The sequence below is a fragment of the Pseudomonas sp. TWI628 genome (assembly GCF_039673865.1).
Taxonomy (GTDB): domain Bacteria; phylum Pseudomonadota; class Gammaproteobacteria; order Pseudomonadales; family Pseudomonadaceae; genus Aquipseudomonas.
Window position 1 is genome coordinate 133,848 of the sequence record NZ_JBDJMM010000005.1, and the last position, 12,261, is coordinate 146,108.

Sequence of the window (12,261 nt, forward strand, 5' to 3'; positions counted from 1 at the left end):
TACAAGGAATGCGATCGATGAAGAAACTGATGCTGGCGTTGGGTTTGATGGTGCTGGCCGGTGGGGCGATGGCCGCCGGCAAACCCTGTGAAGAGCTCAAGGCCGAGATCGCCTCGAAGCTCGATGCCAAGGGTGTGAAGGGTTACAAGCTGGAAATCGTCAAGAAAGGTGAGCCGGCTGGCAAGGTAATCGGCAGCTGTGAGGGCGGTAGCAAGGAGATTGTCTACCGCCGCGGCTAATGCGCTGGATTCTTCGCGGGCTTGCCCGCGAAGATACTTACTCGGCCTTCAGCGCCTGTGCCATCAGCTCATACGACCGAATCCGGTCCGCATGTTCATACAGATCACAGGTGAAGATCAGCTCATCCGCCCCAGTCTGCTCCAGCAGCACTTCCACTTTGGCCCGTACCTTCTGCGGGCTGCCGATCATCGCCAGGCCGAGGAAGCTCCCCACGGCATCGCGCTCATGGGGCAGCCATAGCCCGTCCATGCTGGGTACTGGCGGTTTTTGCATCAGGCTCTGGCCACGGATCAGCGCCAGGATTCGCTGGTACACCGAGGTTGCCAGGTATTCGGCTTTTTCGTCGGTTTCCGCCACAACCATCGGAATCCCCAGCATCACATAGGGCTTGTCCAGCGTGGTCGACGGCTTGAAATGGTCGCGATAGATGCGGATCGCCTCATGCATGTAGCGCGGGGCGAAATGCGAAGCGAAGGCATACGGCATGCCGCGCATGCCGGCCAGTTGCGCGCTGAACAGGCTGGAACCGAGTAGCCACAGGGGCACGTTGGTGTCGTGACCGGGCACAGCGATCACTTTTTGATCATCGGTCCGCGGGCCAAGGTAGCGCGACAGCTCCTCGACGTCATCCGGGAAGTCATCGGCGCTGCCGGCGCGGTCGCGGCGCAAGGCGTAGGCAGTCATCTGGTCGGAGCCTGGTGCACGGCCCAGGCCCAGGTCGATACGCCCGGGATACAGGCTGGCCAATGTGCCGAACTGCTCGGCGATCACCAGCGGCGCATGGTTGGGCAGCATGATGCCGCCGGAGCCGACGCGAATGGTTGAAGTGCCGCCGGCCAGGTAGCCGATGAGTACCGAGGTGGCCGAGCTGGCGATGCCGTCCATGTTGTGGTGTTCGGCCACCCAGAAGCGGTTGTAGCCAAACCGCTCGACATGCCGGGCCAGGTCCAGCGAGTTGTGCAGCGATTGCGCCGGGCCTTGGTCGGCGCGCACCGGCACCAAGTCAAGGGTGGATATCTTCAGGTCACGCAGCTGCGTCATTGGAGCCTCCGCAAGAGTGGTTGGCCCGGAGGCCTTTAGAACTCTGTATGGGCAGATTCGAAGGATTCAATGCTCACTGTGTGATTGCTCTGAACTTGCTGTAAGACGCAGGCCTCGAAAATGTAGGTAGTAACCCTATGACCAGGAGGCATCATGAAAAAGACAGCATCGGCGATCTGGCAAGGTGGCCTGAAGGATGGCAAAGGCCTGCTTTCCACCGAAAGCGGGGCACTCAAGCAGAACCCTTATGGCTTCAACACCCGTTTCGAGGGCTCGCCGGGGACCAACCCGGAAGAGCTGATCGGCGCTGCCCATGCCGGCTGCTTCTCGATGGCCCTGTCGATGATGCTCGGTGAGGCCGGGCTCACTGCGGATCGCATCGATACCATTGCCGAAGTCACGCTGGACAAGCAACCCGACGGCTTTGCCATCACCGCCGTGCACCTGATCCTCAAGGCCAAGGTGCCGGGGGCCAGCGAGGCGCAGTTCCTCGAAATCGCCAACAAGGCCAAGGCCGGTTGCCCGGTGTCGAAAGTGCTCAACGCGAAGATCACCCTGGACGCTGCATTGGTGGGCTAGGCGGCGCAACGGCGACGGTTTGCTGTAGTCTAAACAGCGTCGGCAGCGCAGCTGCCTTGCCAGGAGCCGTTCCATGATTCGCGTAGCAATCGCCGTGCTGGCTTCGCTTGTGGCCACTTCTGCATTGGCGGCGGTGAAACCGTGCGAAGAACTCAAGGCTGAGATCGAAGCCAAGATCCAGGCCCAGGGTGTGACGTCCTATACCCTGGAAATCGTGCCCAACAGTGAGGTCAAGGATCAGAACATGGTCGTTGGCAGCTGTGAGGGCGGGACGAAGAAGATCATTTACCAGAAGAACGACCGATAAATGATTGGGGCCGCAAATGCGGCCCCAGTGCTTAGGGTATGCAGAACACGTCGCTTGGCTCGTTCACCACTACCTTGCGGCTGGCGTCGTACAGCAGCACCTGCGGGTCCATCACCGGTGCCCGAGCCTCCAGGCGATAGCGCTCGCCGGCCTTGAAGTCATCGAAGCGAACGGTCAGGTAGCAGGTCCGTTCCTTGGGGCTGGTGAGCATGCCGCCGGCATAGATTTCATAGTCGAACCGCACCACCAGTTCATGCTTGCCGGGGGTTAGCTGGAAGTAGCGGCCATCGTCCAGGCGCTGGCCGTCGAGGCGGTCGGCCATGAGTATGCGGCCAGGCGTGACGGTGTAGAGGTCGACCCACGCCTTGGCGGGGTCTACGGGCGGCAAGGGGCTGGCGCAAGCCCCCAGTGCACTGAGGGCGATCAGCATCATGGGCTGGCGCATGGCAAAACTCCCACTCGCGATACACAAGTTACAAGCATAGCGCCGTTTGTGCGGTTCAGGTGCGTTGGCAACCCGCTGGCAGGCCCTGCCCGACCAGTTTTTGCTGGTGGTCGTACAGCTTGATCCATGGCCGGAAGCCGATACTGCCGGCCTGCAGCTGGTAGCGCTGGCCGGCGCTGAAGTCCTTGAAGGTCAGCTTGACCTGGCAATCACGCCACAAGGGTTCGCCGACCGGGCCGATATTGCTTGGCGTGACCGGGAACTGGTAGCGCACGGTCAGCTCGTGGCTGCCGGGCGGCACCTCGAAATAGCGCGTATCAGCCCAGTCGCGCTCGTCCACCTGCTTGGCGTCCAGCGAGGCATCGTCATAGGGGGTGAGGTCGACCCAGGCCAGGTTCGGGTCCGGGTCGGGCAGGGTTGAACAGGCAGAAACCAGCAGCAGTGAGCCGGTGACCAACAGTGCACGCATGGCGAAAGTCCCCCTTGGCGAGATAGTCTTGGAGCGCATTGGCCGTGAGCGAGTTGGATAGCCCCAGATGGATCTCTTTGTTCTTTTCAAGCGCTCAGGCCCTGGGCCACTCGACTGTGTTTTCAGGCGTTTGGTTCCCCTGCTGGGCGCCTTTCTGCTGAACGGTTGCAGCACCGTGGGCTATTACGGCCAGTTGGCCGAGGGGCAATGGCAGCTGTTACGGGCGCGCCAGCCTGTGGACAAGGTGATTGCCGACCCGGCCAGCAGCCCGCGCTTGCGCACTCGCCTGGCCCATGCCGAAGAGGCGCGGGTGTTTGCCAGCGAACAGCTCAAGCTGCCGGACAACCGCAGCTATCGGCTCTACGCCGATCTGCAACGCCCCTACGTGGTGTGGAACGTGTTTGCCACGCCTGAACTGTCACTGCAGCCGGTAACCCACTGTTTCCCCATTGCCGGCTGCGTCGCCTACCGCGGCTATTACCGCCAGGGTGCGGCGCGTGGTGAGGCGGCGTTGATGCGCCAGCAAGGCCTGGACGTGTACGTGAGCGGTGTCGAAGCCTATTCGACGCTGGGCTGGTTCGATGACCCGATCCTGTCTTCGATGCTCGGTTGGGGGGATGAGCGGCTGGCCACGCTGATCTTCCATGAGCTGGCTCATCAGCGCTTTTATGTGCAGGACGACACCGAGTTCAACGAGTCGTTTGCCACCTTCGTCGAGCAGGAAGGCACGCGGCAATGGCGCGCAGCACGTGGGCTTGCGGCGATCGGGGCGGATCAGTCGCAGCAGAGCGACCAGTTCACCCGGTTGGTGCTGGCCAGCCGTGAGCGGTTGCAGGCGATTTATGCAGGGCCGTTGGACGATGTGCACAAGCGGGCGGCCAAGCAGGCGGAGTTCGAGCGCTTGCGCAGTGAGTACCAGCAGGTGCGGGACAGCCAGTGGAATGGGGACAAGCGCTATGACGCCTGGATCTATGCGCCGTTGAGCAATGCCAAGCTGTTGCCGTTCGGGCTTTATGACCAGTGGGTGCCGGCGTTTGCGGCCCTGTTCCGGGAGGTGGATGGGGATTGGGGGCGGTTTTACGGGCGGGTCGAGCAGCTTGGGCGATTGCCGGCTGCCGAGAGGAAAGCAGTTCTGCAGCAATTGATGTGAGCCGGTGATTTGGGGCCGCACAGCGGCCCCATTGCCCTCAGCCCTGGATAAAGGCCTGATGCATATCGGCCACAGTAGCGAAGTGGAAGGCCGGCGCCTCGGCCACCAGCTCTTCCTGGCTACCGAACCCATACCCCACCGCCACTGCCTGCAGGCCATTACTGCGAGCACCGATCAGGTCATGCTTGCGGTCGCCGATCATCAACGTCTGCGAAGGATCCAGCCCTTCCTCATCCAGCAGATGGCGGATCAGCTCGACCTTGTTGGTCCGCGTGCCATCCAGCTCGCTGCCATAGATCACCTTGAAATGGTGATCGAAAGCAAAATGCCGAGCAATTTCCCGGGCGAACTCCCACGGTTTGGACGTGGCGATATACAGCGTCCGGCCTTGGCCATTCAGGGCTTCGAGCAGTTCAGGCACCCCTTCGAACACCAGGTTCTCGTACAAGCCCGTGACTCGGAAGCGTTCCCGGTAGAAGTTCACTGCTTCCCACGCCTTGGCTTCATCGAAGCTGTAGAACTGCATGAAGGCCTGTAGCAGTGGCGGGCCGATGAAGTGTTCGAGGCGGGTCAGGTCGGGTTCGTCGATACCCAGCTTGGCCAGGGCGTACTGGATCGAGCGGGTGATGCCCAGACGTGGGTCGGTCAAGGTGCCGTCGAGGTCGAAGAGGATGTTCTGCTGGTGCATGTTCGTCTCGGTAGTCGGGATCATTGCGGTTGGTCGTAGCCTTCGGCCAGGTGCTGGTCCTTGAGCTTGACGTAGTTGCCGGCGCTGTAGGGGAAGAAGGCGTGTTCCTGATCGTTCAGCGGGCGCACCTGCTTCACCGGGCTGCCCATGTACAGGTAGCCACTGATCAGGCGCTTGCCGGGCGGCACCAGGCTGCCGGCACCGATGATCACTTCGTCTTCGACGATGGCGCCATCCATGATGGTGCTGCCCATGCCGACCAGGATACGGTTGCCCAGGGTGCAGCCATGCAGCATGACCTTGTGGCCGATGGTCACCTCGTCGCCGATGATCAGCGGGAAACCGTCAGGGTTGAACGGGCCGGCGTGGGTGATGTGCAGCACGCTGCCATCCTGCACGCTGGTGCGGGCGCCGATGCGGATGCGGTGCATGTCGCCGCGGATCACCGTCAGCGGCCAGACAGAGCTGTCCTCGCCGATTTCCACGTCACCCAGGACCACCGCCGAACGGTCGACGAACGCCCTGAGTCCCACTTTCGGAGTGTGTTGCTGGAAGCTGCGGATGGCCATGATAGCGTCTCTCATCTGTGCCGATAGGCAGGCTGCCTGCTGCGGTCGGCGTCGATTGTAATTAAGATGGGGCAGTGTTTCTTCTGCCAAGGTATCCGAACCGTGAGTGCGAACAACCCGCTTCTGCAGTCCTACGATCTGCCGCCCTTCTCGCAAATCCGTGCCGAACACGTGTTGCCGGCGATCGAAGCGATCCTGGCCGACAACCGTAAAGCCATTGCCGAGATCCTCGAACAACAGGGCAACAACCCTACCTGGGCCGGCCTGGTGCTGGCCATGGACGAACTGAACGACCGCCTGGGCGCCGCCTGGAGCCCGGTCAGCCACCTCAATGCGGTGTGCAACAGCCAGGAACTGCGCGAGGCCTATGAGTCCTGCCTGCCCGCGCTGAGTGCCTACTCTACCGAACTGGGCCAGAACCGTGCGCTGTTCGAAGCCTATCAGGCACTGGTCAACAGCCCGGAAGCCGCCAGCTTCGACGTGGCCCAGAAGACTATCCTCGAGCACGCCCTGCGTGACTTCCGCCTGTCGGGCATCGACCTGCCGGCCGACCAGCAGCAGCGTTATGCCGAAGTGCAGAGCAAGCTCAGCGAGCTGGGCAGCCGCTTCTCCAACCAGCTGCTCGACGCCACCCAGGCCTGGACCAAGCACGTCACCGACGAAGCCGCACTGGCCGGCCTGACCGATTCTGCCAAGGCGCAGATGGCGGCTGCTGCCCAGGCCAAGGGCCTCGACGGCTGGTTGATCACCCTGGAATTCCCCAGCTACTACGCGGTGATGACCTACGCCAGTGACCGCGCCCTGCGCGAAGAGCTGTACGCCGCCTACTGCACCCGTGCCTCGGACCAGGGCCCGAACGCCGGCCAGTTCGACAACGGCCCGGTCATGCAGCAGATCCTCGACCTGCGCCAGGAACTGGCCGGGCTGCTGGGCTACAAGAATTACGCCGAGCTGAGCCTGGCGACCAAGATGGCCGAGTCCAGCGACCAGGTGCTGAGCTTCCTGCGTGACCTGGCCAAGCGCTCCAAGCCGTTTGCCGCCCAGGACCTGCAGCAGCTCAAGGCCTACGCTGCCGAGCAGGGCTGCCCTGAGCTGGCCAGCTGGGACGCCGGTTACTTCGGCGAGAAGCTGCGCGAGCAGCGTTACAGCGTGTCGCAGGAAACCCTGCGCGCCTACTTCCCGATCGACAAGGTGCTCAGCGGCCTGTTCAGCATCGTCCAGCGCCTGTACGGCATCGAGATCGCCGAACTCAAGGGCTTCGACAGCTGGCACCCGGACGTGCGTCTGTTCGAGATCAAGGAAAACGGCCAGCACGTCGGTCGCTTCTTCTTCGACCTCTACGCCCGCGCCAACAAGCGTGGCGGTGCCTGGATGGACGGCGCCCGCGACCGTCGCCGTACTGCTGGCGGCGAGCTGCAGAGCCCGGTGGCCAACCTGGTGTGCAACTTCACCCCGGCCGCACCTGGCAAACCTGCGCTGCTGACCCACGATGAAGTCACCACGCTGTTCCACGAATTCGGCCACGGCCTGCACCATATGCTGACCCGCATCGAACATGCCGGTGTGTCCGGCATCAACGGCGTGGCCTGGGACGCGGTCGAGCTGCCAAGCCAGTTCATGGAAAACTGGTGCTGGGAGCCGGAAGGCCTGGCCTTGATCTCCAGCCACTACGAAACCGGCGCGGCTCTGCCCCAGGACCTGCTGGACAAGATGCTCGCGGCGAAAAACTTCCAGTCGGGCATGATGATGGTGCGCCAGCTGGAGTTCTCGCTGTTCGACTTCGAGCTGCACGCCAGCCACGGCGACGGCCGCAGCGTGCTGCAGGTACTTGAAGGTGTGCGCGATGAGGTTTCGGTAATGCGCCCGCCGGCGTACAACCGCTTCCCCAACAGCTTCGCGCATATCTTCGCTGGCGGTTACGCGGCGGGCTACTACAGCTACAAATGGGCTGAAGTGCTGTCGGCCGATGCCTTCTCACGCTTCGAGGAAGAAGGCGTGCTGAATGCCGAGACCGGCCGCGCGTTCCGTGAAGCGATCCTGGCCCGTGGCGGTTCGCGCGAACCCATGGAGCTGTTCGTGGACTTCCGTGGGCGTGAGCCTTCCATTGATGCATTGCTGCGCCACAGTGGCCTGACCGAGGACGCTGCGGCATGAGCGAGGTAGCTGTGAACAAGACCAAGAAACGCTTTATCGCCGGGGCGGTGTGCCCGGCGTGCAGCGAGCCCGACAAGCTGATGATGTGGAGCGAAGACGACGTACCGCACCGCGAGTGCGTGGCGTGTGGCTTTACCGACACCCTTAATGAGCAAGGCCTGTCGGTGCCCAAGGAGCTCGGTACGCGGGTCAACCAGCTGGCGCCGAAGGCAGCGCCGGCCAAGGTCCAGACCGTGCAGTTCTTCCCTAACCCGAAGTTGAAAAAACCGGCTGAGTGAAGCCGTCGTGCCGCCCGGGCCTGGTGCCCGGGCTGGCATGTGCTTGGGGTGTTAGATATGTAGCCCCCGCTTTTTCCCTGGCATAGCACGCTCGCTTGTTCCTCGAACAGAACAAGGTGATGTGCCATGCAAAACTCCAATCCATTGCTGCAAGGCAGCGGTGCACCGGTCGATTATGCGGCGGTGACGCTGGATAACCTGCGCGCTGCGTTCGATCTGGCGCTCGATGCCCATCAGCAGGGCATCGTGCGGATCATCGCTGCGCAACAAAGCTTGCCGACCTGGGACGATCTGGTGCTGGCGGTGGATGCACTGGATGCGCAGCTGCAGGCTGTGCTGTTCGCTGCCTCCCCGCTTACCTTCAAAGGTGATACCTGGGCCGCGCTGCTGGGTGAGCTGTATGGCAAGCTGATACTCCGCTATGAACAGAAACTGTCGAACAAGGCGCTGCGGGCTTGCTACATGCAGTTGGCGCAGAGCCCCCAGGGCCAGAACCTGGATGCCCATGAACGCGCAGTCATCCAGTGGTACATCAGGCAATTCACGCTCAAGGGCGCCTTGCTCGATGAGGCCGAGTTGCAAGTGCTGGCGGATGCGCAAGCCAGGGTCCAGGATCTGGAAGCTCGCTACCGGGCCAACATCGCCCGGGACGGCGTCCATGTGTCGGATGAGCAGCTGCTGGGTGGTTTCAGCCCGCGCATGCGCGAAGAACTGCGCGCCAACGCCGAAGCTTCCGGTACGCCAGGCTGGCTGATCCCGGCGGACGACCACTGGACTCGTGACGTGATGGCCGTGGCCAGCAATCGGGAACTGCGCGAAGCCGTCTATCGCCGATACCACACGCGTGGAGTCAGCGCGGACAATTCGCAGGACAACGGGAAAATCCTTGCAGAGCTGGCCACCGTTCGCGCAGAGAAAGCGAAATTGCTGGGCTTTTCCGATCACGCATCGCTGAGCCTGCGCGAGAAAAGTGCTGGCAGCCTTGATCAGGTACAAGGGTTCCTGCAGACCTTGGCCGGCAACATCAAACCCGCCATGGGCCAGTTGCGCCTGCTGCTGGATGCTCGCGCCGAGGGTCTCGGGATCGACCAGGTGCGGCCCTGGGATCGGCTGTATGTACACAGGGCTGGCGACACCGCGCAGGCGTCGCTGCCAATGGCAACGTTTCGCGAGTATTTCCCGCTGGCCAATGTCGTCGCCAGCCTGGCACACATGGCGCAGCAGGTGTTTGGCTTGACGCTCAAGGCCGGTAACGACGCCAGCCCGATCGCGACCTGGCACGAGAGCGTGATGGCTTTTGAAGTCTGGCAAGACCATGCCTACCTTGGCTTGCTGTATCTGGATGCTGTTCAGTACCCCGGCAAGCAGGCCGATCTGGTCGAAACGCGCTATGTGCGCAATCGCCGTGTCGATGCCGAAGGTGTCTATCAGGCGGCGGTAGTGATGGTGTTTACCGATGTGCCTGCTGGTCTCGGCCAAGAGCCGCCACTGCTCGACCACCTGGCACTGCGCAAGATCCATCACGAATTCGGGCACGCATTGCACCATCTGCTGGTGCGTACCACGACCCACGTCGGCTCTGCGGTGAGCCTGTTGGGTACCGATGGTGTGGAGGTGTATGGCAAGCTGCTGGAACGCTGGGCGTGGGAGGCGGATTATCTGGTTGATATCTCGTCACACAAGGATTCCGGCGAGAAACTGGGCCTGGAAGAAACAAGGACATTGCTGGCTGCACTGCAGCGCGAAGAGGTCGAAGGTGCGGCGCAGAACCTGGTGATGGCATTGTTCGACCTCGACCTGCATGCCTCGCCTGATGACGGCAAGAGCCTGCAGCAGAGGCTGGATGCTGCACGGGAGCTATGCGGCTATTGGCCCCTGGAGGATTTCGAGCACCCGGCGCATGCATTCGATTACCTGGTCAACCACTACGACGCCGGCTACTACGCGTACGTGTGGTCCGATGTGCACGCTTTCGATCTGTTCTCGCGGTTCAGGGCAAACGGCTTGCTGGACCGTGCGACGGGGCGGGCACTGCAAGACGAACTGCTCGCCCATGGCTCGGCGCGTCCATTGTTGACCGGCATCGAGGCGTTTCTCGGGCGACCGGTTGACCTCGGGCCCTATCTGCACTGGCATGGTTTGGCCTGAGGAGGCTGCGCTGACCAGAGGTGCTGGAAAGATCATTAAAGCCCGTATACTGTTTGTATATACAGTATGAGGCCTGCCGATGATCCATCCTGCAGCAAAAAAGGGCCGTGGCACGGCGCACAATCCGCACAACCGCTTCGCCCCGCGCCATTCGGTCGCGGAGGATGACGGCTGGTACCAGGAGGTGCCGCTCACCCAGGGCACCGAAGTGCGGATCGAGACAGCCAGGTCGGTGATCAGCCGCAACACCTCCCCCGACCTGCCTTTTGACCGCTCCATCAATCCTTACCGTGGCTGCGAACACGGTTGTATCTACTGCTATGCCCGCCCTTCTCACGCCTACTGGGACCTGTCGCCTGGTCTGGATTTCGAGACCAAGCTGATCGCCAAGACCAACGCCGCGGAGGTGCTCGCCCAGCAACTGAGTAAACCGGGTTACGTCTGCGCACCCATCAACCTGGGTTCGAATACCGACCCTTATCAGCCAATCGAACGTGAACAGCAGCTCACCCGGCGCCTGCTGGAGGTACTGCTGCGCTTCCGCCACCCGGTGACCATCGTCACCAAGGGCGCGCTGGTGCTGCGTGACCTCGACTTGCTGGCAGAAATGGCCAGCCTGCGCCTGGCGCGGGTGATGATCAGCCTCACCACGCTGGATGACGACCTCAAGCGCGTGCTCGAACCACGCGCGGCATCACCAGGTGCCCGCTTGCGCGCCATCCGGGTTTTGCGTGAGGCCGGCGTACCGGTGGGCGTGCTGTGTTCGCCGATGATTCCGATGATCAACGACAGCGAGCTGGAGCGTTTGCTGGAAGCTGCCAGGCAAGCGGGCGCTCAGAGCGCTGCCTACATGATGCTGCGCCTGCCATTGGAAGTGGCGCCATTGTTCGAACAGTGGTTGCAGGATCATTACCCACAGCGGGCGGCCCATGTGCTCAGCCTGATTCGCCAGAGCCGCGGCGGCGAACTTTACGACAGCCGCTTCGGGGCACGCATGCGTGGCGAGGGCGTATTCGCCGAGTTGCTGGCGCAGCGCTTTGCCAAGGCGATGAAGCGGCTGGACTTCGAGGGGCGGGAAGCGCAGGCGCTGGATTGCACGGCCTTTTGCCCGCCAGGTGGCCAGATGGCGTTGTTCTGACAGCAGGTGGCGCCTGCAGGCATCCCCAGTGTCACTCATTCAAGCAAATAATCTGAGTAATGGCGCTTGGCAGCTGATGCTTTTTTGCTATTATTCGGTTCCCGCCTTTTATATCTGGAACACCCGTTCTAGAGCCTCCGAATTAAGTTTCAGTTAAGTTTTCCCCGCTAGCGTAGGAATCCAGTCAGCGAAGACTGTGATCTATCGCCCGTGCGCGTCATCTAAATCTGCGCATAGCCAGAATCTTTCACCGGTAAAATGGATTTACCTTCACACCGTCAAGAGGATGAATCATGCCCGTAAAGGACCCATCCAAGGTCGTTCCGCCAGCTCCAGCGGAGAGCGCCGATGCCGCCCTGAAGCACATCGTCGACGGCTTCCTGCGCTTTCACCATGACGTCTTCCCCGAGCAGCAAGAGCTGTTCAAGAAGCTCGCCACTGCGCAAACCCCGCGCGCCATGTTCATCACCTGTGCCGACTCGCGCATCGTCCCCGAGCTGATTACCCAGAGCTCGCCGGGCGACCTGTTCGTGACCCGTAACGTCGGTAACGTGGTTCCGCCATATGGCCAGATGAACGGCGGCGTTTCCAGCGCGATCGAGTACGCAGTGCTGGCGCTGAAGGTGCACCACATCATTGTCTGCGGCCACTCCGACTGCGGTGCCATGCGTGCCGTGCTGAACCCGCAATCGCTGACCAAGATGCCGACCGTTTCCGCCTGGTTGCGTCACGCCGAAGTGGCCCGCACCGTGGTCGAGAACAATTGCTCGTGCGGCAGCGAGCACGAAACCATGCAGGTGCTGACCAAGGAAAACGTCATCGCCCAGCTGCATCACCTGCGCACCCACCCGTCGGTGGCTTCGCGCCTGGCAGCGGGTGAGCTGTTCATCCACGGCTGGATCTACGACATCGAGACCAGCAAGATCGAAGCCTACGACGCCGTCAGCGACAGCTTCCTGCCCCTGGCCGCTGGCCAGCCGGTGCCAAGCGCCACTCCGAGAGGCCGCTACTAAGCGACCCGTCCACAGCTGAACCTTGAATAGCCGGCTGCACCC

Annotated in this window: 14 protein-coding genes; 9 read left to right on the forward strand and 5 right to left on the reverse strand. The window is 62.1% G+C overall.

What is annotated here, in order from left to right; translation table 11 throughout:
- Nucleotides 1-17: 17 nt before the first annotated feature.
- Nucleotides 18-239, forward strand: coding sequence for a DUF1161 domain-containing protein (locus ABE528_RS05605; RefSeq protein ID WP_152958476.1), 222 nt, complete (start codon nt 18-20; stop codon nt 237-239).
- Between the two features lie 37 nt (nt 240-276).
- Here the strand turns inward: ABE528_RS05605 and ABE528_RS05610 are convergent, their stop codons facing one another.
- Complete coding sequence (locus ABE528_RS05610) at nt 277-1,281, reverse strand: LLM class flavin-dependent oxidoreductase (RefSeq protein ID WP_152958474.1); 1,005 nt, start codon at nt 1,279-1,281, stop codon at nt 277-279.
- 153 nt (nt 1,282-1,434) lie between these two features.
- On the opposite strand from ABE528_RS05610, the gene ABE528_RS05615 reads away from it, so the two are divergent.
- Nucleotides 1,435-1,860, forward strand: a complete 426-nt coding sequence (locus tag ABE528_RS05615; protein WP_152958472.1) for an OsmC family protein — start codon at nt 1,435-1,437, stop codon at nt 1,858-1,860.
- Between the two features lie 73 nt (nt 1,861-1,933).
- Nucleotides 1,934-2,167, forward strand: coding sequence for a DUF1161 domain-containing protein (locus tag ABE528_RS05620; protein ID WP_152958470.1), 234 nt, complete (start codon nt 1,934-1,936; stop codon nt 2,165-2,167).
- 31 nt (nt 2,168-2,198) lie between these two features.
- Here the strand turns inward: ABE528_RS05620 and ABE528_RS05625 are convergent, their stop codons facing one another.
- Complete coding sequence (locus tag ABE528_RS05625; protein WP_054884397.1) at nt 2,199-2,612, reverse strand: hypothetical protein; 414 nt, start codon at nt 2,610-2,612, stop codon at nt 2,199-2,201.
- Between the two features lie 55 nt (nt 2,613-2,667).
- Nucleotides 2,668-3,081: a hypothetical protein gene (locus ABE528_RS05630; RefSeq protein WP_152958468.1), complete on the reverse strand. Its 414-nt coding sequence runs from the start codon at nt 3,079-3,081 to the stop codon at nt 2,668-2,670.
- Between the two features lie 67 nt (nt 3,082-3,148).
- On the opposite strand from ABE528_RS05630, the gene ABE528_RS05635 reads away from it, so the two are divergent.
- A complete protein-coding gene (locus ABE528_RS05635; protein ID WP_346652407.1) occupies nt 3,149-4,231 on the forward strand; it encodes an aminopeptidase in 1,083 nt (360 codons plus the stop codon).
- A gap of 37 nt (nt 4,232-4,268) precedes the next feature.
- Here ABE528_RS05635 and ABE528_RS05640 read toward each other — a convergent pair whose 3' ends face one another.
- Both ABE528_RS05640 and ABE528_RS05645 read right to left on the reverse strand, forming a co-directional pair.
- Nucleotides 4,269-4,919: an HAD family hydrolase gene (locus ABE528_RS05640; protein ID WP_152958464.1), complete on the reverse strand. Its 651-nt coding sequence runs from the start codon at nt 4,917-4,919 to the stop codon at nt 4,269-4,271.
- Nucleotides 4,920-4,939: 20 nt separating this feature from the next.
- Entirely contained in the window at nt 4,940-5,488 is a 549-nt protein-coding gene (locus ABE528_RS05645; protein ID WP_346652408.1) for a gamma carbonic anhydrase family protein, read from the reverse strand.
- 66 nt (nt 5,489-5,554) lie between these two features.
- Between ABE528_RS05645 and prlC the strand changes: the two genes are divergently transcribed.
- The 5 genes from prlC (at nt 5,555) to ABE528_RS05670 (ending at nt 12,219) form a co-directional block, all read left to right on the forward strand.
- Entirely contained in the window at nt 5,555-7,642 is a 2,088-nt protein-coding gene (prlC, locus tag ABE528_RS05650; protein WP_152958461.1) for an oligopeptidase A, read from the forward strand.
- Entirely contained in the window at nt 7,639-7,920 is a 282-nt protein-coding gene (locus ABE528_RS05655; protein WP_054884391.1) for a YheV family putative zinc ribbon protein, read from the forward strand. The genes prlC and ABE528_RS05655 overlap by 4 nt, the downstream gene beginning before the upstream one ends.
- A gap of 126 nt (nt 7,921-8,046) precedes the next feature.
- Entirely contained in the window at nt 8,047-10,068 is a 2,022-nt protein-coding gene (locus ABE528_RS05660; RefSeq protein WP_346652409.1) for a M3 family metallopeptidase, read from the forward strand.
- Between the two features lie 79 nt (nt 10,069-10,147).
- Nucleotides 10,148-11,206: a PA0069 family radical SAM protein gene (locus tag ABE528_RS05665; protein ID WP_346652410.1), complete on the forward strand. Its 1,059-nt coding sequence runs from the start codon at nt 10,148-10,150 to the stop codon at nt 11,204-11,206.
- Nucleotides 11,207-11,499: 293 nt separating this feature from the next.
- Nucleotides 11,500-12,219 carry a carbonic anhydrase gene (locus tag ABE528_RS05670; protein WP_152958455.1) on the forward strand — a complete coding sequence of 240 codons (720 nt, stop codon included), beginning with the start codon at nt 11,500-11,502 and terminating at the stop codon, nt 12,217-12,219.
- Nucleotides 12,220-12,261 lie beyond the last annotated feature (42 nt).